Here is a 23,982-nt window from a genome sequence, read left to right as displayed (position 1 = left end):
AGAATCTGCATCTTTAGAAATCTATGCAAAAAAGCCCTCCAGCACGTATTCTCAAATATGCCGGGGGCTCCATATATTCGATTTGACTTTACCACTATTTACAGATCATACGATACCTAAGAGAGGCTTTTCCCCATAACCACATGATCATAAAAAGCTATCTTTTGAATAATTTTCTCCAAATTGTGCTGCGTTTGTGCCACATGTTCTTCTACTTTCTTTTTGTGGGCTACAAGGAAGTCTCTTCTCTCTTGGATTGTGGCTTCTCCTTTTACATTTAGCTCAAGGTATGCCTTAATTTCTTCAATGGTCATCCCTGTATCTTTCATAGCCATAAGGAACCTAATCCAATCGATTTGTTTTTCGGTATATACCCTTCTTCCACCTTCATCCCGACCCACATCAGGTAATATGCCTTCTTTTTCATAGTAACGAAGAGTAGATGCGGGCAATCCGCTCTTCATTTGAACTTCTTTAATAGAGTACATAGTTATTCCCCTCCTCGTTCTTTTATTTTCTCTTCAAGTCAGCTTTAACGATAAGTATAAGTTTTCATAGTAAAGAGTGCAAAATTAAGATTCCTACTACCTTGCAGCAGCGAGGCAACCTTCTTATTGCCCGTTAGTCCGGATAGAAAATAGAACGTGAGCATTTGTGCCTCATAACGAAAATCGTCGACATGACTGATAATATCGTCCACAATCTGGTCGGTCTGGAGACCTTCACGTGCTAATCGAGTTAATACCCGCACCGCCTTATACTGCGTCCAATCGTACACACCAAACGCCACCTCATACAGCATGGGAATCGATTGCCAACTAGAATAATCTTTATGAATATATATCGGAAATTTTTTATAATCTCCTCAACACGTTTCTCTCAATAACAAAACATATTTTGGAAATTACTTGTATACTTTTCAACAGTTTACTAAATATATGCGATTGCTTCTCTAAGCCTATTCTTTTTTATCATAACTATTTAGTATTATAAGGATATAAAAAAAGGAGGTTATCATTTGAAAAGTACAGGTATGACACGTCCCCTAGATGCGTTAGGCCGCATCGTTATTCCCAAAGAAATGCGAATTTCCATGGATTATAATGTGGGTGATCCTGTTGAGATTTTTGCAGATGAGGAAACTGGTATTCTCGCCTTTCGAAAGTACACTGGGGTGACGTGTAAAATGTGTGGTTCAACAGAACAGTTAACTTATTTTAGAGACAGCTTTATTTGCGGGGAATGTATTGAAAGTTTAAAGAAGGGGATAAATTTTAGCCCTATCCTAAGACCATCCAAATCAGCTTTATCCAACTCACAACGATCTAATAAAGAGTCCAAACGTCTGCGGCGATCGACACAACAGATGATCGAAAGTCTAAAAGAATTAATGCAAAAACACCCCAATGCAGCACAGCACGAATATGCCAAAATACTTGAGGTTTCCCAAGCCCGTATATCCCAGCTCAAAAAAATGCTCTAACTACAGCTTGATACCCTACATAGATATACACCAGAGATTTCATCATGTGTAGCTACTTTTGAACCGTGATACGCAGCATCATAGCTAACCGACAAAACGCATGAACGTCCATGCGAAAATTCCACACTAGGTATAAAGAACCACTGCATGACTTGCAAGCGATAACGCCTATAGCAGAAGGCTGTGCTACATTTAATAATGATTCCTGAATTAAAAAATGACCTTCTTTAATCTGAGAAGGTCATTTCATTTATTTATTCATTTTTCTATGGTAAATCACCCTATACTTCTAATATTATTTTCTCTATGGTTTCCTTGCGATAATCTAAAAATCAGTAAAAGGCGCTCGCCAACCTCCTGTTCACCCTAAAGATGCCACACATGCTGGGACATTTAACAGAACGAAGGTATCGATTTCATCCGTGATTCGACCAAGGGGTCGACATTTAAAGGCCGCCGTCCATAAGGGATGGGCTGCCTTTTTTAATTAACGGGCTGACGGGATCGTTGCAAAAATGCTCCTTTTTGTACTTTTTTGGGACAATGAATTTTTCAAGAAAATATCTTGTAGGAACATTGCCCATTCCAACGAGTACGTTTGCACATATGATGTCACAAAATTCAATCTAAAGGAGAGATATATACCTTGTCTAAACATTCTTCTCATCGTTCGATGGGGTCGTTACAACCACATTTTGCAACCACTACTGAAGTGAGTAATTTTGTTAATCTATGGGGAATATTTACTGTGAATGGTCAACAGATCGTTGCTTTCGTAAAAAGCGTAGATCCCACTAATAAATCAATGTTAGTGCTATATCCTAATGGGACACAGTCTTATATTGATGTTACTCAAATCAGTCAGGCACAAGGCCCTTATCCAAGTATGCCTTCTATTCCAGGACAAAGCGGTGGTCAGGGCGGGAGCCAAGGCGGTGGATCGCAGTGGCCTCCTCATGGTCAAGGCGGCGGTCAAGGCGGTGGATCGCAGTGGCCTCCTCATGGTCAGGGCGGCGGTCAAGGCGGTGGGTCGCAGTGGTGGCCTCAACATGGTCAAGGTGGCAGTCAGGGCGGTGGGTCGCAGTGGTGGCCTCAACATGGTCAGGGCGGCGGATCGCATTGGCCTCCTCATAATCAAGGTGGTGGGGCACAGTGGCCTTCTGGTGGATCTCGTAGCGCCAATCGGAAAAATCGGAAAAACTAATATCCACCCCTTATTGTAGCAATTGCCGCTTGCCATGAGCGAGTGTCGATTGGAACACATTCAATATTGGACCAACCCAAAAGGCATCGCCTGTAGATGCACGCGATGCCTTTTGGGTTAGCCACTGGCAACTTCGATTCCCCTAATGCTTAATCCTCTGGCTCTGAACATAAATATTAGGCTTTGCTGGTCATGTCTGCAATCTGGCGAAGCCACTTCTTACGTGTATTTTCATCAGATTGGGGTACCGACTCGAAAAATAGATGATACATGATATCAAGTCCACAATATTCAAATATGCCTTTGTCAGAAGTCAAGCGAAGGGCTTGATCCATACCATTGCTGGCATATTCCGCATGTGATTTTCCTTGTGTATTGAGGATAATGGCTTTCTTACCCTTGAGTAATCCCATCTGCACTCCATTTACATATTTATAAGCAAATCCGTAAGAGAATACGCGGTCTATATACCCTTTCATAATGGCTGGCATCCCAGTCCACCAAATCGGATAAATAAGGGTGATTACCTCTGCCCATTGCAAAAATTCCTGTTCCCGTACAACATCTTCTCCGATTCCTTCAATGACCTCGCTGCTGCTAATCACAGGTTGAAAGTTGATTGCATATAGATCACGAACAACCACATCATGTCCTTTTTGCTTCAGCCCCTCGACTGCTGTGGTCAAAATTGCATGATTAAAGCTTCCCTCGGATGGATGTGCGTAAATAATAAGATGCTTCATGTTCTCTCCTCCATTTACTTCAAAATAAGTGATTGATCAATTACTTAACTTCGTACTCCTTCAATTAACTGAATATGCTCAATCCATAGTTCCGATAAAGATACGTTCAGTAAACTTGAGCGGTATTCTGCTCATGAATATCACCTCCGTGCTTGTTAATTCAGTTAGTGATTGATCAATTACTAATGATTGGCCTCAGTATAGTTTATTCCTTTTTACTTTGCAAGTGCTTTTTGTTCAACTTTATATAAAAGATTGTAAAAAGATCTGATCCAAAGGCAGTGTTATTATCGCTGTTCAAAGAAAATAAAGTCCCCCAGTTGATCCCATTAGGGTGTGATGTAGAGCAATCACTTAATATGACTTTATAATGTCATGTTATAAGGTGTATGCTACCGAGAGAGGTGAAGCGTATGCCGTTAAGCAGACATTTTGAAATCGTTTATATGTTACTCCATAAGAAAAAAGTGACTGCTGATGAATTGGCAGAGCATTTTGAGGTTTCTACACGAACGATTTATCGGGACATAGATACCTTAAGCGCAGCTGGGATTCCCATCTACAGCAGTAGAGGCAAGGGGGGCGGAATATCATTGATGGAGGGTTATGTCTTTAACACCTCTTTACTGTCCGAGCAGGAACAAGATGATATCTTAATGGCCCTTCAGAGTGTGGCTACAGCTACCATCCCACAGGTAGAAGAAGTGCTAAACAAGTTGAGTAGGCTTTTTAAAAAAGACATGGGAAACTGGATCGAAGTAGATTTTTCGCCATGGGGAAGCCAAAACAGCCAGAGACAGCTATTCACTCTTATACGCAACGCAATAATCACAAACCGTGTTATAAAGTTCCGCTATTATAACGTCGCCGGGGAACAGAGTTATCGTAGCGTCGAACCTGCCAAGCTCTTGTTTAAAGATAAAGCCTGGTATGTGGAAGGTTACTGTTTAAATACCGAAAGTCATCGTGTATTTAAGATTAGCCGAATGAAAGAGATTGCAGTTACCGAAATTAGTTATGAGCCAAGAACAGTCGTAGCATCTACAGATACAAAGATGAACGACTTGCTTCATACCATTGAAGTAACTCTTCACATTTCTGCTCAAGGAGCTTACCGCGTATACGATGAATTTGCCGAGAAAACAATTACTCAGAAGGAAGACGGCTCTTATACCGTCACAGCACAATTTCCTGTAGGCAATTGGCTGGACAGTTATCTGCTGTCCTTTGGTCCCCTCCTTATAGAGGTTAGCCCCGAACAAGTACGTACAAGAATATTGTCTCATTTAGAAACGATGAAAAGAAATTTAAATGATCCTCTATAATATGACACCATGTAGTCATATTATTACTGCTATGATGAGTTTGAAGTTATCGCTCACAACATACTCACCATAGGAGGTTGAAGGATCAATGAATCCACATAGAACCCTGCCACCGGCAGTAGAAACTTATTTTACATCAGCGAACAAATCCCAGCTTGAAGTACTTACTTCCGCTTTCGATAAAGATGCGTTGATCTTGGATAATCATCGCGAAATCAAAGGTATGGAAGCCATAAAATCATGGTGTGAAGCAGAAATATTGAGGCCGAATGTCACCTTTGAGATCGTGGATATGGATGACAGTAATAATACCATCGTCGTAATTGCGAAAGTAGACGGAGACTTTGATAAATCAAATCTTCCCGATCCACTCCTACTTAAACATCAATTTCTAGTAAACAACAATAAAATTAAAGAACTGATTATTACACTTCCATAAAGGAATTAAAAAAATAAGAAAGGGACAACGAATATGCCCGCTTATGTTGTTTTTATACGTGAACAGAGTACCGATCAAACTGAACTCCAACTCTATTCTGAGTTGGCACCAGCAGGTTTGGCGGGACATTCCGTCAACCCCCTAGCAATGTATGGCGCATACCAAGTCCTCGAAGGACCCGCTATTGAAGGGCTGGCCATCTTGGAATTCCCCACTTTTGAGGAAGCACAAGCTTGGTACTTTAGTCCAGCCTATCAAAAAGCCCTAAAGCATCGACTGCGCGGAGGGCGGTACCGGGGTGTCATTGTCGATAGTTTGTAAGGTTCGCAAGACAAGTGAACTCGAAGTGGAGATACCTAGAGGTATTTCTCAACCACATTGTAGAATTTAGGAGGAATTATTTGCATGAGTTTTCAATTAGAAAGCATTTTAAGTGAGTTTAAAGGCAAAAGGGCCTTAGTCACAGGCGGTACCAAAGGAATGGGAGAGGCTATTGCTAAGAGACTTACAGCTGCAGGTGCTACCGTAATAACTACGGCTCGAACTACTCCAGCTAATTTAGAAAATCCAGACCTGTTTATTCCAGCCGATATTAGTACGCCTGAAGGTGTAAATAAAGTAGTAAACAGTGTTCTTGAGCGCCTAGGCGGTGTAGATATTCTTGTCAACAATGTTGGAGGCTCGTCAGCCCCATCCGGGGGAGCTCTTATCTTGACAGACGAGCATTGGCAGCAAACTTTTAACGCCAATCTGTTTGCTGCCGTCCGTTTAGACCGTGGACTGCTGCCGGCTATGGTGGAAAAGGGTTCCGGTGTTATTATTCATATTTCATCTATTCAACGTCGCTTGCCGCTATATGATGCAACATTGGCTTATGCTGCAGCCAAAGCAGCTTTAACTACTTACAGCAAAGGGTTATCCAAGCAGTTTTCGCCTCAAGGCATTCGTATTAATACAGTTGCGCCAGGCTTTATCGAAACGAAGGCAGCACAAAGTTTGATTGATCGGATTGCTGAAACGACAGGTGACCGAGAAAGTGCATTAAAGCAACTGATGGACTCGTTGGGAGGAATTCCAATTGGTCGTCCAGGACTACCAGAAGAAGTCGCTGAGCTTGTTGCTTTTCTGGTATCCGACCGGGCCGCTTCAATTACAGGAAGTGAATATAATATTGACGGTGGAACAGTTCCAACGGTCTAAAACTTTATTTTCATCTGACAATCGCGCAAAAGGTGAAAAAAAAAGCCCATCTAATGAGCAGACATACGCAAAACGTATTATCTATGTCCATCAGATAGGCTTTTATATAACTACTACCGTTTAATAACGATCAGCTTTGTTTCCAGCATTTCTTCCATGGCATACTTTACGCCTTCTCGTCCGGTGCCGCTTTGCTTCACACCACCATACGGCATATGGTCAACACGGAAGCTTGGAATGTCATTGATCATCACGCCGCCCACTTCAAGCTTGTCCGCTGCATCCAGTGCAGTCGTGATATTACGCGTGTAAATTCCCGCCTGCAGGCCATAGATCGAATCATTCACATGGTTTACGGCTTCATCTATAGAGCTAACAGAATGAATCAGCACAAGCGGGGCAAACACTTCACGACAGGACACCTTGGAAGTCGGGTCCACATTAAGCAAAACCGTCGGCTCCAAAATACCTCCCTTGGCTTGGCCACCCAGAGCGATCCTCGCACCTGCTTGAACCGCTTCTTCCAGCCACTCACGGACACGTTCGACATCCTTGGCTGAAATAAGCGCGGATACATCCGTGTCCGGCTCTAGCGGATCTCCAATTTTTAAACGTTGAGTCGCTTCTATAAATCGGGATACAAAGGTATCATACAGTTCATCAACAACGTAAATACGCTGAACCGATATGCACACCTGTCCCTGATTGGCAAAAGCTCCACTCACACAGCGGTCGATGACCGCGTCCACATCGGTATCACGGTCGATAATAACGGCCGCGTTGGAACCCAGCTCCAGCGTGACCCGCTTCAAGCCGGCCTTGGAGCGAATTTCTGTACCAACCGCCGGGCTACCGGTAAAGGTGATATAGCTGACGCGTGAATCAGTGACAAGTACGTCGCCAATGGTTTTACCATCGCCGCTGATCACGTTAAGAGCGCCCGCAGGCAATCCAGCCTGCTCCAGCAGCTCCGCAATCAAGTAAGCCGACAACGGCGTCTGCTCCGCAGGCTTTAATACGACCGTATTGCCTGCTGCCAGCGCGGGACCCACTTTATGGGCGACCAGATTCATCGGGAAGTTAAATGGTGTAATAGCTCCGACTACCCCTACAGGTTCTTTGAGCGTGTAGGCCATACGGCCCTCGCCGCCCGGTGCGGCATCCAGGGGAATGGTTTCCCCGTGAATCCGTTTGGCTTCTTCAGCTGCGAACTTGTAGGTTTGCACCGTCCGATCAACCTCCGCCAGCGCAGCCTTCCATGGTTTGGACGCTTCACGTGAAATGATGCGCGCTGCATCCTCACGCCGCTCTTCCAGCAGGTTAGCCAGCTTCTCCAAAATGGCTGACCGCTGGTGCGCTGGCATGGCCCGCATCTCCGAGCGTGCATCAGAGGCCGCTTGAATAGCAGCCTTGGCATCCTCTGACGTGGCCTCTGCCACCTCAGCAATGATTTCCCCGGAATACGGTGATTTCAACGTCGTGTACGCTGAAGCAGCTTTCCATTCTCCACCAATAAATAAATGCTGCTGCATGCTTTTCCCTCCTTCTCTTGATATCAACGTTCTTTTACCATCTATTTTACCGTCAACACCGGACAAGGTGCATGCTGAATCACCTGATGGCTCACGCTACCCAGTATCATTTCGGAAACAAGTCCTTTGCCCCGCGTCCCCATAATGATCAAATCCGTCTTTTCCTGCTTTGCACTTTCGCAAATGACACTGGCCGGATCACCGTGACCCGCCAGCATACGGTAAGAAATACCCTCGTCCTTCAAATAGTCGGATGCAGGTTCTAAGATATGACGACCTTCCTCTTCGATCCGCTCATCCACATCAACCCCAACCGGCGGCTCATTCATGGATAAAGCCGGGTTTACATGCAATACAGTCAGATGCGGATTCCCCTGAAGCTGCTTAGACAACGTTTTGGCTGTCTCCAACGCCTTCATCGCGTGTTCCGAACCGTCAATCGCGACTAGAATATGTTTGTACTCGCTCATACTCTTTTCCTCCTCAGAAGTCCAATTTTAGTGTGCATCCACTTGAATATCCTGCATATGTCGACGACGTACGATCAGCACAGCTACACCAATCAGTACCATCAATGCTCCAAAATAAAACGGGGTTTCTGCTGAGTACCACTCTGACAGCTTCCCTGCAAGCCACGGCGAAATTGCCCCGCCCAAAAACCGCATGAAGCTGTAGGCCGCAGATGCTGTCGAGCGCTCCACTGGAGCAGCCTGCATAACAGCAGTTGTAATCAATGTATTGTTAATTCCCAGAAAAATACCAGCTACAATGACGGCGACAATGACAGTCGTTGGCGAACCAGCTATCGTCCCAATCGCCATAACACCTAAATCAATGGCAAACAGCGTCAGCATGATACTAATGGAAGATACCACGCTCAAGCGTGCTTGAATCTTCGGTGCTACAAACACCGAGGTAAAGGCCAGCATAATTCCCCAGCCAAAAAACACATAACCTAAACCATGCTCGTCCAGATTCATTACATATGGAGAATACGCCATCAACGTAAAAAATCCAAAGTTATATAACAACGCTACAATACCGAGCGTGAGCAACGCCGGATAACTGAGTGCTTTGAACGGATCGGCAATGGAACCGCGTTTTTTGGGCTTTGGAATCGAAGGCAGCATAAACGTAATGAATAAAAATCCCACTACCATCAGTCCGGCTACACCGAAAAACGGACCACGCCAGGAAATGGAACCTAACTCACCGCCCAGCAACGGACCCACTGAAATCCCAAGGCCCAATGCCGCTTCATACAAAATAATTGCTTTAGCTGTTCCAGAAGTGGACAGACCTACAATCGCAGACAACGCTGTTGCGATAAACAAAGCGTTCCCCAAACCCCAGCCTGCCCGGTAGCCCACAATTCCGCCAACTGTATTGGCTGTGCCGCCCAGTCCGGCAAACACAACAATAAACAAAATCCCGGTTAGTAGTGTCCATTTGACACCCAATCGACTAGATACAACGCCCGTAATCAGCATCGCAACGCCTGTTACCAGATTGTAGCTGGTGAACAGCAATGACACTTGGCTTTTCGTAGCATGAAGCTGATCAGCAATGGCCGGAAGAATCGGATCGACCAATCCCAGACCCATAAATGAAATAACACAAGCAAAGGCGACCGCCCATACCGCTTTCGGTTGAGACAGCAAGCCTGAGCGTTCTTTTAACTCTTCAGGTAATGCATGTTGTGAACTCATATTATGATGTTACCTCCACATCTGAATGTAAATGTTCTTGTTATGACGGGTCGTGATTAAGTTCCTCATCCAGAAGAACCTTGCGTTCACGCACCCTAACCCGTAACTCCTCCAGCTCAGTCTGGAGCATACGGATGCTGTTGATTTTCCCCTCCATTAATTCCAACTGTTCGTTCAGTGTACCTTCCATATCCTCCAACATGGCCCGTCGCTCGTTCGGTTGCAAATGCTCTGTTCGCTCGCGATATTCCTCCCGCTGACCCTTAAGCATTTCCGCTGCGGACATGTAACGCTGAAGCTCTTGCAAGGAGAATCCAAGTACTTCCTTGGCACTCACTATTTTTTTTAGTAAATCCACATCCTCCTGCGTATACAGGCGCATATTCCCTTCACTGCGCTGCGGAGAGGGCAATAAGCCGATTTCCTCATAATAACGAATGGTTCGCTTCGTCAGACCACTTTGCTTGGCGACCTCATCAATTTTGTACGTAACCATGACACCCACCTTATGAAAAAGATTATATATAAATACTACGCCTCTATAACGTTAACGTCAACGTAAACTTTTATATAAAAAAGAAACCGCCTCTATTGGAGACGGTTCCTAGTTTGGCTTGCACGGTCATAGACCCGAGCATCGGTGCTCAAGCCCATGAATATCGCTTTAGATGAAAATGGTACGTGTGATGATAACCAGCAAAATGAAGAGTACCAGAATAACACCAGTGGAAGTAAACATGTTGTAGCCACCACCACCGCAACCTCTTTCTACTTCGCCCATCTTAAGTTCCTCCTCCCTCTGTCGATTACAACAAATCGCCCGAAATCAGATTCATGAGCTACGAATTAGATGACGAATGCTTTGGAAATAATAACGAGCAGAATGAAAAGTACCAGAATCGCTCCTGTAGATGTAAAAGCTCCATAACCAGCGCCTACTCCAGACATGGTGATTCCTCCCTTCATGGTTTACAAGAGCATCTTATGCTTATGCCATCATTCATGATAGGGACAAACGCCGAGTCTGCCGCCCAAATCTAGGTTGGGATTGTATAGTCTTGTTATTCTTCGGACCCGAGCATGCCGTGATACAGGAGGTTTCGTGCCTGCTTGGCAAGCACAGACGGACTTTCACGTCCAGGTAGCAATTTAGTTAACGTCAGCCGTTCAATCAAGCCGATCACGCATTCTGCTGTCAGCTCAGGGTCCAGTTCCTCACGGCAGGAGCCCCATCGTTGCGCCGCCAGCAGATGCTTTTTAATATGCTCGGCCATTTCCGCCTTAATGCGCACCGAGTCTGCCGCCTGGTAAAATCCGACACGAGTGATCGCCGGATTGTTAGACAACACGCGAAAAATAGCTTCCAGAAACACTTGTCCCCGTCTCAAAATTTCAGCCTCGCTTTGGTCTGGGCCAATCTTCATGCTTTGTACCGTATCATTCACCAAAGTACGAAAGCTCTCCACAAGCTCCTCATACATTTGTTCCTTGCTTTCAAAATGAATATAAAAATCCGGCTGCGTCAATCCTGCACGTGCCGCGATCGAACTTACCTTAGTCTGATAAAACCCCGTCTGAGCGAACTCTTCAGCCCCCGCTTCCAGTAACAACCTTCGACTTTCCCGACTTCTGACTCCTGCTCTCATCACGGTCTTGCCCCCTTACGCCACAAATCTATCGTATTATAAAGTTCCTTTGCAGTAAGAACAACGGGCTTGAGGATGATATATACCTGTCCTTCAAAAGTCCTAATACAGAAGGACTGAAAGTTTTGGAAAATCAAGGGCATCTCCCTACAAGGTATAATTAACCAATCTGACGGTGAGCGAGCAGGAATTTATTACGCTCAGTGATGAGGACAATATTTGCGCATCATCTCAATCGTTGTCAGATCATCATCCAGCCCCCGTTGTTGCAAGCCGTCGATAATTTGCTGACGTTCCTGATCTTTGACATTTTGACCGAATTTAAACTTGGCAGTCCATTCCTCTGGTACAATTTTGATCAGAGCGACCCCTTTCAAGCGTGAAGCATACCGAAAATCGCTGGCATCAATCGTGTCATACCCGCCTTCCGGTTGCAGCTTACCCATAAAAATAGAAAAGGCCGATGCTTTTTCTTCCAAATCCACTACATGCTCCGCATGACCACGCACGGTAATACTTTTAAAAAATGATGTCGCAGGACATGCCATATGTTCATCCGTAAAATAAGACGGAATGAGCGCATATTCTTTGGCGGCTGAAAAAGTAACCCGATTATCCTCTTTCATCCGTTCCATCTTTTCTCCAGCACGGCTGCCATGAATATAAAAAACGCCGTTTCCATAAGCGAAATTCAAGGGAACCACACGCGGAAAACCATCCTCGCTGTTCATGCCTAAAAATCCGAAACTGACCTCGCTCAGAAACTGCTCTATTTCCTCTTGTTCTGCCACCGTAAATTCTTTTCTTCTCACAGGGAACTCTCCTTCCATCTATTGACCAATGATACATTTCAGATTATGTTGAAAATGGATTCATAAAAAGATCCAATATGAACGAAAATGAATGGTCCAATCGAAGGAGAAGAGTATGGATATTACGATTGCTTATCAGCGTGCGCTTCAAAAATATCATTTAAAATATTTGGCATTGTATCATGCTCTTCGTGAGGGAATCCTCAATGGTTCCCTTGCCAGTGGTACACGTCTGCCTTCCACTCGTGATCTGGCTGTGATGTATGGAATTTCGCGAGGGAGCGTTAAAGAAGCATACGATATGCTGTTGGCAGAAGGATATGTAGATTCGACAGTAGGCAGAGGAACCTTTGTTATGCAACAGACAGCGACGCTGCCCGACAAATCTCTAATCAGCCAGCAGAACCAAAATTCACCTGTCGCAAAACAAAAAGCCCCTGCTCTGTCAGCATGGGGACAACGAATCATGCAGATCGAAAGGGAACGAAACTTACAGTCGCCTCCTGCTTCTGCTACAGATAGAGACAGTGCGCAACCGCCTTTGATTTCTTTCCAGACAGGAGAAGTTGTATTGGAGGGCAATTCACAGATCGCATGGAAAAGCGCAATGACTGCCGCTGGAAAAGATCTGCAAAAGCCCTCGGCTGATACGACGACTGCACCAGTGAACGGTGATGAATGGCTGCGCGAAGCGATTTGCCATCATGTTGGCAGAACACGCGGAATAACGGCTACCCCGGATCAAGTCGTATTATGCAGTGGTTCCATGGAAGTGATCACGTTATTAAGTCAGTTGCTTATTCATGAACAAGATCGAATTGTATTGGAGAATCCCTGTTATTCCGGCATCTATCGTGCAGTTACTGCCTCAGGCGGACAGATACATGCTGCTGAAATGGATCAACAAGGAATTGTCCCACAGGATTGGGATTCCAAATTGCTGTTTGTTACGCCGGGACGACAGTTTCCAACGGGTGCTGTGTTGCCACTAGCACGTCGTCAACATATTTTGCAATGGGCAGTATCCAAAGGTGCGTGGATCATTGAGGACGATTATGACAGTGAATTCCGCTGGGCAGGACGACCCATTGAGCCGTTAAAAGCACTGGATCGCGCGGAATGTGTGATCTATGTCGGTTCCTTTTCCAAAAGCATGTTCAGCAGCCTTCGACTTGGGTTTGCGATTCTGCCCGTTGAATTGGCCCAAGCGCTGACAGCTGCCAAACGACTATATGATCCCCTGCCGCCTGCCCGCTTGGAACAGCGCGCACTGGCACGCTTTATGATGCGCGGCGACTATGTACGCCATGTGCGTCGGATGACTCGAATATACAGATCACGCTACGACGTGTTTCAGCGTGAAATACAGCAGTTAAGTGAACTGTTTCACTGGCATCAGAACGATTGCGGACTACATGCCTATGCCATCTGGAAGCATGAGTCTGCCCAGTATCATCATTTGATGCAGACAGCACGATTTTACGGAGTCGCTTGGCGTGATGCCGCAGATTACCAACTGACACCGGGACCTCCATCAGCCTGCTTTATCTTTGCCCATTTAACGGAGCAACAAATTATTGAAGGGTTTAATCGTCTGCGCCAGGCATGGGACAGTATCAAACATGAGTATCACGGAGCAAAGCTGAGGCTTTAAAGGGGTGCTCCATTCGCACTTTGTATATAGCAAATTAGACTAATGATAAAGAAGACTTACCCTTCCCATTCCCTTACTTTTTCATATGATGCTAGTAATTCAAAAGAATTGGAGTGAGAGAAATGGCAATTAGTCCGCTTTGTAGACAGTTTGCAGCTATATTAAAAGCAACACCTCAAATCATTAACGGAGTTTGTACTGCATCTACAGTCAGAAATAACATCAAGCCGATCATTTTAGGGAAAAAGACCAGATCCTTTCTTGCAATACCCCAAGCTTTTTCTTTCGAAAGTATTGGACGTAACGGAAAAGGATTATGTCTTGGTGAAACCGTGATTTTGACCGCAGAAATTAATCCATTTATTTCTCGACTTCGTAAACATGGTGTCAAAGTAACGGCACTGCACAATCACTGGCTATTCGATAACCCCAATCTCTGGTACATCCACTTCGAAAAAGTAGAAAAGCCGCTTGTTTTCGCCACTGAAGTGCGTGACGCGCTTAATGTCTTGACAACGAAGCCTGTACGGCCGGTTATTAAAAAAAAATAAGCTATCAATAAATGCAAGAGATCCGCTTAGGCGGATCTTTTTTTGTTATGGGCGGAACATAGACCCCTTACGGATAAGCAAACATCATATTAAACGTCTGCGCCAGGCATGGGAGCGTAATAAAAATCAGTGAGGAATCCCTTATTTAATCACTAGCCCCAAAAGGCCCACAAATGATGAAGCCTGATGCGGTGAAATGATGCAGCCATTCAAATCTTCTATATCCACCTGTAACCCATCAAATTCGCAATCGCTCAGATCAATCCCTTTGAGCTTGGACCCGGATAGCACCGCTTGATCCAGATTGCAACGGTTAAAAAAGGTTTTTTGTAGTGTTAAATGATACAGATCGGCACTTATTAAAGAACAATCTTCAAAACCAACTTGCTTAAAATTAGCAAAACGGAACATCGAATAATCCCCTAAGCAATCCGAAAAACGAACGTTTTGGAACCTGCTTCTGGAAAAGTCTGTTCCAAGCAATTTGCAGTTCCTGAACTCTACCCGATGGATAAAGGAACCGGAAAAATGAACATTAGACAGATCGCATTTATCAAAAATGACGTCTGTCCATTCACTTTCCGGCAATGACGATTCCATGATCGTTACATTTTTAAAAGTCATCTTCTCTAATGAAACCTTAACCGCTTCCACATTATCCAAAATCATATCTTCTACAGACCCCATACGATATTCGCCTTTGGATCGTAAGGAATACATTTCTTCATTTAATACGGGCAAGTCGACAGGAATCTTCGGCAACTCCATTTTAATTTTCATAATACCTCTACCTCCACGATTGAGCGCCCTCTAGGACATTTATATGAATCTATTTTCTATCAATTCTCATACATAGGGTAGCAAAAGTATTTCTCACACATATATTAACGTAGTGAGCACGCTCACGAACCTTTGTTAGGAGGTTGATAGCATGGCAGTACAACTATCTAATCAAGTGTTCTCCATCTCTGTCGGAGATTACGGCGATCTCTCTTCCTTACGGCTGGTAGGGGACACTTTTAATACCAACTATGTCATGAACAGCTCCAACGCACCTAAACAGAATACGTCGGATCATCAGTGGCTGGGTGAACTCATGTTCACCTATCGTCTCGGCAACGGAGCGTGGACTCGGGCATGGACAAGTAATTCTGCTGATGCGCGCCAGATCACCTCTTCTGGAAACAGTGTCCAGGTAACCTATCAGAATTCATCAAACAATCAGGGAATACGTAATTTCATTTTACATGAAACTTATTCGTTGGTTAACGATTATTTGCATTGGCAAATGAAAGTAACAAACACCTCTAATCAAACGCTGGAGATCGGAGATTGGGGACTGCCGCTTCCGTTTAACGAGTACTGGTCCGGTGGCAATAATGAACAAATTTATGAAACCAGAGTACTCTCACACTCCTTTGTTGGCCATAATAGCTCCTTTATTACCACCGGACGACCTAGCGGCATCGGACCGTATGTACTGCTAATCCCTGATGCCTCAACGGGTGCTGGTCTCGAATATCAGGACCATTGGAGAACTGAGGAGCATCCCGGCAGCACTTGGGCTATGGAGCAAGGTGGCTGGTCCGAAGGACTGAATGTGTTCTATATCCACTCCAATGTCATCAAGAGCACCAACCGTGGTTATCTCGGAAGCACCAGTCTGTCGCTGGCTCCTGGTGAAAGCAAAACGTATGCCTTTAAATTTTATAAAGTAGCGGACGAGCAGGCTGTAAAGGACAGGCTGTACAGTGAGGGACATGTGGATGTGACCGTGGTTCCGGGTATGATTTTCCCGACCAATCTCAAGGCCAAATTCGATCTGCATACCAGCAAATCCATTACCTCTGTCACAGCGCAATATCCGTCCGAAACGACCATCAGCTATCTGGAAACAGCCCCTACAAACCATAAAATATATGAACTTACACTGGGACGACTGGGACATAACAATATTACTGTAAACTATGGTAACGGCGAAAAAACCGTTCTCCAGTTCTATGCCATCGAGCCAGTCGAAGCTGCACTTCAGCGTCACTCTACCTTCATGGTCAACAGCACCCAATGGAACGTGCCGGGCGACCTGAGGGACAAGGTCTTTGATGACTGGATGATGCAATACAAGGCCAAACGAAACAGCTTTGCTGGCTACTGGGGCTGGGGTGATGATTGGGGACTAACTCACGGCCAGTTTCTGGCGGAGAAAAACGTTCAGAAGCCCGTAGCATCTGAAATCAAGGCAGTCGATGATTATTTGGAGGTGGCCATCTGGACGAATTTGATGGAAGGCCATCATACCGATTATCTGGTTCCTGATTTCCTGATGCCGCAGCCTAATACGACACCAACGTACCGGGGCTATGCCTATCCGCACATTTATAATACATTTTTTAGCATGTATAAACTTGCCAAGCTGTATCCCAAGCTGATCAGCTATCGCAATAGCAAAAACACATATTTGCTACGTGCTTATCGTATTTTTAAAGCGTTGTATGAAGGCCCTGTTGCTTATAATTGGAACACGGGACTCATGGGTGAGCTAACTACACCTGATATGATTAAAGCGCTTCAGGAAGAAGGCTTGACCACCGAGGCTAACGACCTGATTGCCAAAATGGCTACCAAGTATAACAATTTCAAAAACACCACCTATCCTTATGGCTCTGAGTATAACTATGACAATACAGGTGAAGAAGCCGTATATACACTCGCCAAAATGAATAACAACACGACCATGATGAGCAAAATCAACGCCAAAACGCGTGCTGCACGCGGTCATATGCCTGTCTGGTACTATTACGCCGATCCGGTCACCATCACCGGAGAGAATTGGTGGAACTTCCAGTACACCACTTCACTGGCCGGCTACGCGATGGATGACTGGACACGTCGGCATTCGTCCAAGCCCGAAGTGGATCAGCGTCTGTCCTATGCCGCCAAGCTGGCGAACATCGGGGCGATTAACTCGGGACAGATCAGCCCTGATCCTGCCAATATCGGGGCGGTATCGTGGACATATCAGGCGGGCAAGGGCAATTATGGCGCACTCGGTCTGGACGGCGGCCCCCTCTTTAACGGATGGCGCGGGATGTCCGGGGAAGCCGACCTGGGGCTATTTGGAGCCATTAAAATCCTAAGCTCGGATGTTGCTGTAGATCCAATATTCGGCTTGTTCGGCTATGGCTGTGACGTTACAGAAAGCAGTAACAGCTACGCGATCACTCCAAAAGACGGTGTATTCCAGCGACTGCATCTGATCACCCAAAAGCTGAGTTTGGAGCTGAATCGGGACCAATATAGCTTGGCCATCGTGTCTAAGTCCAAGAACAGCATCCGCCTGACGCTGAAAAACACGACTCCAGGCACGACTCACACCACCATTATGAGCTTGACCGGACTTGCGGCAGGTACGTATGACGTGCTCGTAGACGGCACAAAAAACGGATCAGTCACGGCTGCTAACAGCTCTACGACCACGGTCAGACTGAATATCGGTACGGCAGCCAACTATGATATCCGTATCCAGTCGAGTACAGACAACCCGTCTCCCGCCGGAGACATTGTAGCCCGTTATGAATTTGACGAAACGGCCGGATCTACCGCAGCCGATTCGTCAGGTTATGGACAGCAGGCCAGTGTAAATGGAGGTGCGTGGGGAGCCGGACGGAAAGGCAATGCCCTGCACTTTAACGGTACAGACGCCTATGCTAGCCTGCCCGGTGGTATCGTTAGCAGCCTAAATGACTTTACGATTGCCGCGTGGGTACGGGTGAACACGCATAACGGCTGGGCACGCCTGTTTGATTTTGGAGCAGGCACGAATCGGTATATGTTTTTGACACCCAAAGCCGAGGGAACCGGTATGCGCTTTGCTATCACCGTCTCGGGGAACGGAGAGGAACAACAGTTGAATGCGCCAGAGCTGGCAACAGGGGTTTGGAAGCATGTCGCCGTGACTTTGTCAGGCAATACTGGAATGATGTATCTGGACGGTGTAGAGGCGACGCGTAACACGAACATGACGCTCAAGCCTTCCAGCCTTGGACTAACAGACCGGAACTACATTGGGAAATCCCAGTTTGATGATCCCTACCTGAACGGTGCAGTGGATGAACTGATTATTTACAACAGAGCCCTAACCGCTCAGGAAATCCGGGGCTTGGCCTCGGCAAGCAGCACCATTACAGCCCATGATGTGGGAGCCCATTCATATGCTGAAGGAGCAGATTAGAATGTATTCATTCATGCCGTTAACGTTTTAGATTATGAATGATTTGTACCGTGAATGATTTGCGTCGTGAATCATTATCGTCGTAAATGATTGGTATCGTGAATGATTCTTCCTATATTAGCTCACCCCCGGATTACTTAAGTTAAGTCTATAATCAGGGGAGAAATCCGGGGAGATGATGCTTCCGAAGCAAGCAGTCCTTCGGAAAGCTTTTAAAGCGACCGCTTTATTGGGACGATCAGCGGCAGCTTTTCCATCTGTAGGGCGTTTAGCTCCGTCTAATGCGTGTCGTTCTTGGTCTTAAGCGAACCAGTTCCTCACTGGTGAGCTGCCTAGTATAGGAGCGAGGGGAAGATCCTGTATCTACCCTGAGCACCCTGCCTGCCCCGTTGGGGCGGGCTACCCGTGTGTTGAATACCTGCATCGCCCACTGCACCGGAAAGGCTATAGATAAGCGACCATCTGCCGTGCCTGCATAGTTGACCGCAGCTGCATAATTATCTGACTGTCTGAGCCATACAGAGCCAGAATCCCCAGGTAGTGATACGGGAGTCGTACCTCTAATAACCGTCTGATCTTCGAAGGTCAGCAGGCCCAACTCTCCGCCATAATTGATTTGCAGGTCCGTATAGACGGACTCTACCGTGCCATTGACCCGTCCGGTCGTACGCCCAACCTTCTTCAATCTTTCTCCTATGCGATATGCGGTAACATGACCTGGAATCGCTCCTACCGTAGCGTAACGCGGATTGAGTAGGTTGTTACGGGTCGGAAGCGAAAGCGCCGCATCAATCAGGTTTGTACCGGTGGGATTCAAGCGTACGTAACGATACAGCCTTCCTATACGATCCTGAGTAACCGTCCCCCCATCGGCTCCGCCTGGCTGTATTGTAGCCTCCCGATTGTCTGTATTGGAGGGATTGAGGACATGGTTATTGCTAAAAAGATAACGCGTCGCCGGCGCTCCAGTTGGGGCAACGATGAGTCCGGTTGAACCGGAGCCTTCAATCGTCCCGACACTGTAGCCGGCGATGACCGGGCGTATGCGCACTTTGTAGTCCGTGGCATTGGCTCTGATCTTTCCAGTTTTTACAATTCGGACTGGAACGTTCGTTTTCTTTCCTAAGGCGGTGGCCGACAGGAGTCCAGTAGAGGCCGACGCTAGACGGTCCGTATACACAATGACAGCGGCTCCCTTTTTGGGATGGGCAGGGTCCCTGTATCCTACGCCAATGCCGTGGACACCGGACATTTTTAAGACTCGCTTGGCCATCCGCTTTTTCACTTGAAGCGCGGCCGAGAAGGTAGCCAACATAATCATCTCCTTTTACATTCAGATGAAATATTGTATGGCTAAGGCCGCTTCGCGTTCCTTTTGATCATACGATCGCTGTATTGAAAGACATATGAAAACATTCCAAAAAATGGTATACTCATTTCCGAAATTGACATCTTATCATTTGATTCTAATGTTTAAGGAGGTACTTTATGTTTTCAATCATGTTGACATACAGCATACAAGCAATTGTAATTTTACTAATTATCTTTGAATGGTTGAGAAACAACAGAAAAAAAATAGGTTGGGGATCACTTTCACTGCTTTTATCTCTTCTTGGTATGGCTGTTTCTTTCGAATTTGGCAATTACATATTGGGAGACCAGTTGCTTTCCTTTTTGGGATTGCCCGCCTGGTCTAACAGTGTTGATAATACTAGGTCTCACTACACCATTTTTCTATCCAGTATTTTTTTTATTCCCAGTTTAGTCATTGGATATAAAAATCCTAAAGAGTTTGGAGCTACGATCGGAAAACGGGTTTCCAGTATATATCTAACTTTGATCATCATTTCGCTTTTATTTTTTATTATAAGTATTTTCTCGAAGTAACGTTGGATGTGCGTCGTTCCAAAACAAAAGCCTTCCTCAGCGGGGGGTTTCTGTTTTATCACATTAATTCCGAACAATCCTGGGTGGGTAATTAGATCAAGGAGCTGATATTATCTATAATTCATTTACCTCCATATTTTTTGCTGCGTTAACTGCAATCTCCCTCATAACGTTGCCAAAATTAGAAGCTAGGGTGAGTAAGAGAACAATGTTGAAAGTGAGAATTTTCATAATAACAACAGTTCTGCTGATCGGAGTCGTGTTGTATATCATTGACCCTCAGTGGTGGATCATTGTAGCCTTTGCAATTTTGTTTGTAACCCTTCCCATCTTTTTATTGAAACGTTGGCGAGAAAAAAACTGAATCACAAAAAACCTTCCTTATTCATAGGAAGGTTTTCGTGTTAGCGTTGGGGATATTTATGTCATGAGGGCGATGGGAAGTACCATCTGACTGCCCGCCGTCTCCAGTTATCCCTTAACCGCTCCCTCTGCGATGCCCTCCATAATGAATTTCTGAAAGAATGCATAGATCAGGATAACCGGGATGGAGGTCAGCACAAGTGCGGCCAGAATAAGCGACCAATCCTTGTTGTACTCTCCAAACAGCATATTGGTCGAGAGAATCAGGGTGTAATGGTTCACATCCGTCAGCATTAACAATGGAAGCAAAAAGTCGTTCCAAATCCACAGAAAATCCAAAATCGCGATGGTAACTGTGATCGGCAGCAGCAAAGGAAATATAATGCGAAAGAACGTTTGGAACTCATTACAGCCGTCCATTTGTGCGGATTCTTCCAGCTCACGCGGGATGGATTTGACGAATCCATGATACAAAAAGATCGCCATATTCACACCCAAGCCGATATAGATCAAGGCCAAGCCGTACGTACTGCCTTGAACGGACAAATCTTTTGCCATTCGTGTAAGCGGTATCATAATAGAGTGAAACGGCACCAGCATCGATGCGACAAACAGGAAGAAAATCGCACTGCTCAGTTTCCCCTGTGTACGAGACAGCTTGTAGCCTGCCAGTGCCGAACAGATCACAATGCCACCAATGCCGATAAAAGAAATAATCGTGGAATTAAGGGCGCTGTTCAGCAAATGAGTCTGATGAAAAGCCTGACTGTAATTTTCAAAGTGAAGCTTCGTCGGCAGCGCCGTAAAGGATGCAAACATCTCACCCTGTGTTTTAAACGAGTTAATTACCGCCATGTAGATTGGGAAGAAGGACACGACAGCGCCCACGCACAGAATCAGCGTAATCAGTAAGGAATTGGCTTTCTTCAGCCTCATGCCTCCACCTCCCTCTTCTTCATGACGCGCAACTGAATCAGGGTAAAAATGAGAACGATTGCGAACAAAATAACGGATTTAGCGCTCGCATAACCATAACGGAAGTTGTTGGAGAACGCCTCCTCATAAATGTTCATCGTAATCACCTGTGTACTGCGCCCTGGCCCTCCGCCAGTTAGTCCGTATACGACCTCATACACCTTGAAGGCACCATTCAGCGTCAGGAAGAAACAGATCGTAATCGCATGAGTAATCATCGGCATCGTCACACTTCGCAATGTCTGAAATGCGTTCGCCCCGTCAATAATAGCAGCCTCCTTCAAGCTTTGTGGTACACCTTGAAGCGCAGCCAGATAGATGATCATCATATAGCCGACACCATTCCAGAGCGACACAATAATGATAGAGAAGAAAGATACCTTCGGATCGCCCAGCCACGATTGGCCCAAAAAGGCGATAGCCGTCTTTTCGGCGATCTGTGGCAGCACGGAAGAAAAAACGAAGGTCCACATAAATGCGCTAATAATGGTACTGATCATATTGGGCATGAAAAATATTGTCCGGAAAAATCCTTTGGTACGTGTACGCGACTCAATCAACACTGCCAATGCCAGTGCCAGTACATTTTGCAGCACAATCATCACTAATACGTATTTAAGAGTAAACCAAAGGGAATTGAGAAAATCGGGGTCTTCCTTCAACGATTCCACAAAGTTCCCCAAGCCGATAAAGCTGTAATTGGGATTCAAGCCGTTCCAGTTTGTAAAGCTGTAGTACATGCCGCTGATCGTTGGAATGAGCAGGAAGATAGCGTAAAAGATCAGCGCCGGGGCTGTAAACGCCAGTAGCATGACGTATTTTTTATAGATTTTAAAAGGCATGGAGTCTCTCCCTCCTGGTGTAATCTATAGGTTACCGTTACTTGTTCACTTTGTTATACGATTTCCATGCCTTATCCAGCGCCTTAATGACGTCATCCTGCGAGAGCTGACCAGCATAATAGGATTGTAGCGATTTGCCTGCCTCGTCCTTAACCGCTTGCGGGATAGATGGATCTTGGTACGACTTGCCTGCTTTCACGTATTCGGTAGCGTCATTAACCCAAGGATAGCTTTTAAACGTATGCACTTTGGAGATCGGATTAAATTTCAATGCTTCATAGAACGCGCTAGAATCCTTGTCATCCAGCACATAGTTAACAAAATCGAGCGCAACCTCCTTGTTCTTGCTTGTGGAGGATACAGCCAGCGAAGTCGAAGTGGACAAATTGATCAATGTCGCATTGGGATCGTCATTGATCGGCAGCGCTGCTACCCCAAAATCCATCTTCGGATCAGATTTTAAAATCGTTTCCGCAAACCACGGTCCTTGAATCCACATCGCCGCTTTACCCGAGGCAAACGCAGCCGATCCATCATCCCCGCCGATTTCCAGCGCCTTGTCAGTACCGTTGCTATTCACCAGATCAATAATATCGAACATGCTCTTCATTTCGGAAAAGGAGCCTTGGTCCTGATTCATCCGTTCGATAAAATCTTTATTCTGTGTGTTCATCATCGCACCTGCTGTCAGAGGCACGAACAGCTGTGGAATCCAGGATTCCTTGTAAGACAACAGGAACGGTTTCACATTATTCGCTTTCAGCTTCTCCACCACAGCTTTCATTTCGGTCAACGTTCCCGGCGGCTGCAAATCCAAATCCTTAAATATCTTTTTATTGTACAAATAGCCCCATGAGATCGTTTCTAAAGGAACCGCTACGACCTTTCCGTCTTTGGTTGTCACCGAAGGCTTCACACTATCCATCAATTTGTTAACAAAAGGCTGACCGGACAAATCCTCCAAATAGCCCGCTTTATAAAACGGAGGAATTTCATTCACCGCGTGCAATGCAAATACGTCCGGCGCATCGTTGGATGCGAGTCTTGTCTTCAAAATTTGTGCGGCGTTGTCAGCAGGCGGCATCTCCAGTTGCACCGTAACGTCGATATTTTTATCTTTCTTTTCTTTCGCTACGAAAGCATTAATGTATTTATCGTAGTGCTCCTTCAAACGGGGCTGAGCAATAAACATTTTGAGATTCACCGTTTTGCCGTCTCCACCGGAACCGCTGCTGTCACTGCCTGAAGAATTCGCTCCACACCCGGCCAATAACGTGCCAACCAGCATCGTGCTCAATACACATTTCCACATTTTCATGAAAAATGACCTCCCCTATTTTGAAAATAACCGTTGCCCATCGGCAAATCAGTTGTTATTCAAAGCAG

Annotated in this window: 25 protein-coding genes; 10 read left to right on the top strand and 15 right to left on the bottom strand. The window is 45.6% G+C overall.

The genetic code is table 11. The features are described 5' to 3' along the window. Positions 1 to 116 precede the first annotated feature (116 nt). Positions 117 to 488 (bottom strand): MerR family transcriptional regulator, encoded by a 372-nt coding sequence (locus tag ACWGXJ_RS03695; RefSeq protein ID WP_069291070.1) that lies wholly within the window; start codon positions 486 to 488, stop codon positions 117 to 119. Positions 489 to 532: 44 nt separating this feature from the next. Then, complete coding sequence (locus tag ACWGXJ_RS03690) at positions 533 to 778, bottom strand: hypothetical protein (RefSeq protein WP_452566217.1); 246 nt, start codon at positions 776 to 778, stop codon at positions 533 to 535. 240 nt (positions 779 to 1,018) lie between these two features. Here ACWGXJ_RS03690 and ACWGXJ_RS03685 point away from each other — a divergent pair, with 240 nt between their 5' ends. Further along, positions 1,019 to 1,483 carry an AbrB/MazE/SpoVT family DNA-binding domain-containing protein gene (locus ACWGXJ_RS03685; RefSeq protein WP_069291068.1) on the top strand — a complete coding sequence of 155 codons (465 nt, stop codon included), beginning with the start codon at positions 1,019 to 1,021 and terminating at the stop codon, positions 1,481 to 1,483. A gap of 646 nt (positions 1,484 to 2,129) precedes the next feature. Further along, positions 2,130 to 2,687, top strand: a complete 558-nt coding sequence (locus tag ACWGXJ_RS03680; protein ID WP_254351233.1) for a hypothetical protein — start codon at positions 2,130 to 2,132, stop codon at positions 2,685 to 2,687. A 176-nt stretch (positions 2,688 to 2,863) separates the two neighbouring features. Here ACWGXJ_RS03680 and ACWGXJ_RS03675 read toward each other — a convergent pair whose 3' ends face one another. After that, positions 2,864 to 3,430 carry an NAD(P)H-dependent oxidoreductase gene (locus ACWGXJ_RS03675; RefSeq protein ID WP_250267421.1) on the bottom strand — a complete coding sequence of 189 codons (567 nt, stop codon included), beginning with the start codon at positions 3,428 to 3,430 and terminating at the stop codon, positions 2,864 to 2,866. Positions 3,431 to 3,843: 413 nt separating this feature from the next. On the opposite strand from ACWGXJ_RS03675, the gene ACWGXJ_RS03670 reads away from it, so the two are divergent. From ACWGXJ_RS03670 to ACWGXJ_RS03655, 4 genes are all read left to right on the top strand, one after another. Beyond that, entirely contained in the window at positions 3,844 to 4,755 is a 912-nt protein-coding gene (locus tag ACWGXJ_RS03670; protein ID WP_250267420.1) for a helix-turn-helix transcriptional regulator, read from the top strand. 88 nt (positions 4,756 to 4,843) lie between these two features. Beyond that, positions 4,844 to 5,194: a nuclear transport factor 2 family protein gene (locus tag ACWGXJ_RS03665; RefSeq protein ID WP_069291065.1), complete on the top strand. Its 351-nt coding sequence runs from the start codon at positions 4,844 to 4,846 to the stop codon at positions 5,192 to 5,194. A 33-nt stretch (positions 5,195 to 5,227) separates the two neighbouring features. Then, entirely contained in the window at positions 5,228 to 5,515 is a 288-nt protein-coding gene (locus tag ACWGXJ_RS03660) for a DUF1330 domain-containing protein (protein ID WP_165178959.1), read from the top strand. Positions 5,516 to 5,599: 84 nt separating this feature from the next. After that, positions 5,600 to 6,394: an SDR family oxidoreductase gene (locus ACWGXJ_RS03655; RefSeq protein ID WP_322161479.1), complete on the top strand. Its 795-nt coding sequence runs from the start codon at positions 5,600 to 5,602 to the stop codon at positions 6,392 to 6,394. Positions 6,395 to 6,507: 113 nt separating this feature from the next. Here the strand turns inward: ACWGXJ_RS03655 and ACWGXJ_RS03650 are convergent, their stop codons facing one another. From ACWGXJ_RS03650 to ACWGXJ_RS03620, 7 genes are all read right to left on the bottom strand, one after another. Then, positions 6,508 to 7,926, bottom strand: coding sequence for an aldehyde dehydrogenase family protein (locus ACWGXJ_RS03650; RefSeq protein ID WP_452566216.1), 1,419 nt, complete (start codon positions 7,924 to 7,926; stop codon positions 6,508 to 6,510). 41 nt (positions 7,927 to 7,967) lie between these two features. Next, positions 7,968 to 8,396, bottom strand: coding sequence for a universal stress protein (locus ACWGXJ_RS03645; protein WP_061831288.1), 429 nt, complete (start codon positions 8,394 to 8,396; stop codon positions 7,968 to 7,970). 27 nt (positions 8,397 to 8,423) lie between these two features. Further along, a complete protein-coding gene (locus ACWGXJ_RS03640) occupies positions 8,424 to 9,635 on the bottom strand; it encodes an MFS transporter (protein ID WP_452566215.1) in 1,212 nt (403 codons plus the stop codon). 40 nt (positions 9,636 to 9,675) lie between these two features. Next, complete coding sequence (locus ACWGXJ_RS03635; RefSeq protein WP_061831286.1) at positions 9,676 to 10,131, bottom strand: MerR family transcriptional regulator; 456 nt, start codon at positions 10,129 to 10,131, stop codon at positions 9,676 to 9,678. Between the two features lie 350 nt (positions 10,132 to 10,481). Further along, positions 10,482 to 10,583, bottom strand: a complete 102-nt coding sequence (locus ACWGXJ_RS03630; RefSeq protein ID WP_014599460.1) for a hypothetical protein — start codon at positions 10,581 to 10,583, stop codon at positions 10,482 to 10,484. A 113-nt stretch (positions 10,584 to 10,696) separates the two neighbouring features. Beyond that, complete coding sequence (locus tag ACWGXJ_RS03625; RefSeq protein WP_061831285.1) at positions 10,697 to 11,281, bottom strand: TetR/AcrR family transcriptional regulator; 585 nt, start codon at positions 11,279 to 11,281, stop codon at positions 10,697 to 10,699. A gap of 200 nt (positions 11,282 to 11,481) precedes the next feature. Beyond that, positions 11,482 to 12,093 carry a pyridoxamine 5'-phosphate oxidase family protein gene (locus tag ACWGXJ_RS03620; RefSeq protein WP_452566214.1) on the bottom strand — a complete coding sequence of 204 codons (612 nt, stop codon included), beginning with the start codon at positions 12,091 to 12,093 and terminating at the stop codon, positions 11,482 to 11,484. 115 nt (positions 12,094 to 12,208) lie between these two features. Between ACWGXJ_RS03620 and pdxR the strand changes: the two genes are divergently transcribed. Together pdxR and ACWGXJ_RS03610 are read left to right on the top strand one after the other, a co-directional pair. Next, entirely contained in the window at positions 12,209 to 13,747 is a 1,539-nt protein-coding gene (gene pdxR, locus ACWGXJ_RS03615) for a MocR-like pyridoxine biosynthesis transcription factor PdxR (protein WP_452566213.1), read from the top strand. A 122-nt stretch (positions 13,748 to 13,869) separates the two neighbouring features. Then, the gene (locus tag ACWGXJ_RS03610; protein WP_061831282.1) at positions 13,870 to 14,298 is read left to right on the top strand and encodes a DUF1259 domain-containing protein; all 429 of its coding nucleotides are present in this window, start codon (positions 13,870 to 13,872) and stop codon (positions 14,296 to 14,298) included. Positions 14,299 to 14,439: 141 nt separating this feature from the next. Here the strand turns inward: ACWGXJ_RS03610 and ACWGXJ_RS03605 are convergent, their stop codons facing one another. Next, positions 14,440 to 15,078 (bottom strand): pentapeptide repeat-containing protein, encoded by a 639-nt coding sequence (locus ACWGXJ_RS03605; protein ID WP_452566212.1) that lies wholly within the window; start codon positions 15,076 to 15,078, stop codon positions 14,440 to 14,442. Positions 15,079 to 15,229: 151 nt separating this feature from the next. Between ACWGXJ_RS03605 and ACWGXJ_RS03600 the strand changes: the two genes are divergently transcribed. Then, positions 15,230 to 18,529: a DUF5695 domain-containing protein gene (locus ACWGXJ_RS03600; RefSeq protein ID WP_452566211.1), complete on the top strand. Its 3,300-nt coding sequence runs from the start codon at positions 15,230 to 15,232 to the stop codon at positions 18,527 to 18,529. Between the two features lie 268 nt (positions 18,530 to 18,797). Here the strand turns inward: ACWGXJ_RS03600 and ACWGXJ_RS03595 are convergent, their stop codons facing one another. Then, positions 18,798 to 19,844 (bottom strand): hypothetical protein, encoded by a 1,047-nt coding sequence (locus tag ACWGXJ_RS03595; RefSeq protein WP_134904622.1) that lies wholly within the window; start codon positions 19,842 to 19,844, stop codon positions 18,798 to 18,800. Between the two features lie 173 nt (positions 19,845 to 20,017). Here ACWGXJ_RS03595 and ACWGXJ_RS03590 point away from each other — a divergent pair, with 173 nt between their 5' ends. Beyond that, a complete protein-coding gene (locus ACWGXJ_RS03590; protein ID WP_452566210.1) occupies positions 20,018 to 20,416 on the top strand; it encodes a hypothetical protein in 399 nt (132 codons plus the stop codon). A 471-nt stretch (positions 20,417 to 20,887) separates the two neighbouring features. Here ACWGXJ_RS03590 and ACWGXJ_RS03585 read toward each other — a convergent pair whose 3' ends face one another. The 3 genes from ACWGXJ_RS03585 to ACWGXJ_RS03575 are packed head-to-tail and all read right to left on the bottom strand — an operon-like array spanning position 20,888 to position 23,914. Continuing rightward, entirely contained in the window at positions 20,888 to 21,715 is an 828-nt protein-coding gene (locus ACWGXJ_RS03585; RefSeq protein WP_013308681.1) for a carbohydrate ABC transporter permease, read from the bottom strand. Beyond that, complete coding sequence (locus ACWGXJ_RS03580; protein WP_452566209.1) at positions 21,712 to 22,596, bottom strand: carbohydrate ABC transporter permease; 885 nt, start codon at positions 22,594 to 22,596, stop codon at positions 21,712 to 21,714. Before ACWGXJ_RS03580 ends, ACWGXJ_RS03585 begins: the two co-directional genes overlap by 4 nt. 37 nt (positions 22,597 to 22,633) lie before the next feature. Further along, positions 22,634 to 23,914 (bottom strand): ABC transporter substrate-binding protein, encoded by a 1,281-nt coding sequence (locus ACWGXJ_RS03575; protein ID WP_069291060.1) that lies wholly within the window; start codon positions 23,912 to 23,914, stop codon positions 22,634 to 22,636. Positions 23,915 to 23,982 lie beyond the last annotated feature (68 nt).

The organism is Paenibacillus sp. S33, from assembly GCF_053615415.1.
This window is presented reverse-complemented; position numbering and strand designations above follow the sequence as displayed.

What these genes read in the sequence shown, in the direction of transcription:
- ACWGXJ_RS03635 (WP_061831286.1), bottom strand. Translation starts at nt 10,131, where the DNA reads ATGGTTACGTACAAAATTGATGAGGTCGCCAAGCAAAGTGGTCTGACG.
- ACWGXJ_RS03665 (WP_069291065.1), top strand. Translation starts at nt 4,844, where the DNA reads ATGAATCCACATAGAACCCTGCCACCGGCAGTAGAAACTTATTTTACA.
- ACWGXJ_RS03610 (WP_061831282.1), top strand. Translation starts at nt 13,870, where the DNA reads ATGGCAATTAGTCCGCTTTGTAGACAGTTTGCAGCTATATTAAAAGCA.
- ACWGXJ_RS03590 (WP_452566210.1), top strand. Translation starts at nt 20,018, where the DNA reads ATGTTTTCAATCATGTTGACATACAGCATACAAGCAATTGTAATTTTA.
- ACWGXJ_RS03600 (WP_452566211.1), top strand. Translation starts at nt 15,230, where the DNA reads ATGGCAGTACAACTATCTAATCAAGTGTTCTCCATCTCTGTCGGAGAT.
- ACWGXJ_RS03675 (WP_250267421.1), bottom strand. Translation starts at nt 3,430, where the DNA reads ATGAAGCATCTTATTATTTACGCACATCCATCCGAGGGAAGCTTTAAT.
- pdxR (WP_452566213.1), top strand. Translation starts at nt 12,209, where the DNA reads ATGGATATTACGATTGCTTATCAGCGTGCGCTTCAAAAATATCATTTA.
- ACWGXJ_RS03625 (WP_061831285.1), bottom strand. Translation starts at nt 11,281, where the DNA reads ATGAGAGCAGGAGTCAGAAGTCGGGAAAGTCGAAGGTTGTTACTGGAA.
- ACWGXJ_RS03655 (WP_322161479.1), top strand. Translation starts at nt 5,600, where the DNA reads ATGAGTTTTCAATTAGAAAGCATTTTAAGTGAGTTTAAAGGCAAAAGG.
- ACWGXJ_RS03595 (WP_134904622.1), bottom strand. Translation starts at nt 19,844, where the DNA reads ATGTTGGCTACCTTCTCGGCCGCGCTTCAAGTGAAAAAGCGGATGGCC.
- ACWGXJ_RS03645 (WP_061831288.1), bottom strand. Translation starts at nt 8,396, where the DNA reads ATGAGCGAGTACAAACATATTCTAGTCGCGATTGACGGTTCGGAACAC.
- ACWGXJ_RS03585 (WP_013308681.1), bottom strand. Translation starts at nt 21,715, where the DNA reads ATGAGGCTGAAGAAAGCCAATTCCTTACTGATTACGCTGATTCTGTGC.
- ACWGXJ_RS03630 (WP_014599460.1), bottom strand. Translation starts at nt 10,583, where the DNA reads ATGTCTGGAGTAGGCGCTGGTTATGGAGCTTTTACATCTACAGGAGCG.
- ACWGXJ_RS03605 (WP_452566212.1), bottom strand. Translation starts at nt 15,078, where the DNA reads ATGAAAATTAAAATGGAGTTGCCGAAGATTCCTGTCGACTTGCCCGTA.
- ACWGXJ_RS03670 (WP_250267420.1), top strand. Translation starts at nt 3,844, where the DNA reads ATGCCGTTAAGCAGACATTTTGAAATCGTTTATATGTTACTCCATAAG.
- ACWGXJ_RS03575 (WP_069291060.1), bottom strand. Translation starts at nt 23,914, where the DNA reads ATGAAAATGTGGAAATGTGTATTGAGCACGATGCTGGTTGGCACGTTA.
- ACWGXJ_RS03695 (WP_069291070.1), bottom strand. Translation starts at nt 488, where the DNA reads ATGTACTCTATTAAAGAAGTTCAAATGAAGAGCGGATTGCCCGCATCT.
- ACWGXJ_RS03580 (WP_452566209.1), bottom strand. Translation starts at nt 22,596, where the DNA reads ATGCCTTTTAAAATCTATAAAAAATACGTCATGCTACTGGCGTTTACA.
- ACWGXJ_RS03640 (WP_452566215.1), bottom strand. Translation starts at nt 9,635, where the DNA reads ATGAGTTCACAACATGCATTACCTGAAGAGTTAAAAGAACGCTCAGGC.
- ACWGXJ_RS03650 (WP_452566216.1), bottom strand. Translation starts at nt 7,926, where the DNA reads ATGCAGCAGCATTTATTTATTGGTGGAGAATGGAAAGCTGCTTCAGCG.
- ACWGXJ_RS03660 (WP_165178959.1), top strand. Translation starts at nt 5,228, where the DNA reads ATGCCCGCTTATGTTGTTTTTATACGTGAACAGAGTACCGATCAAACT.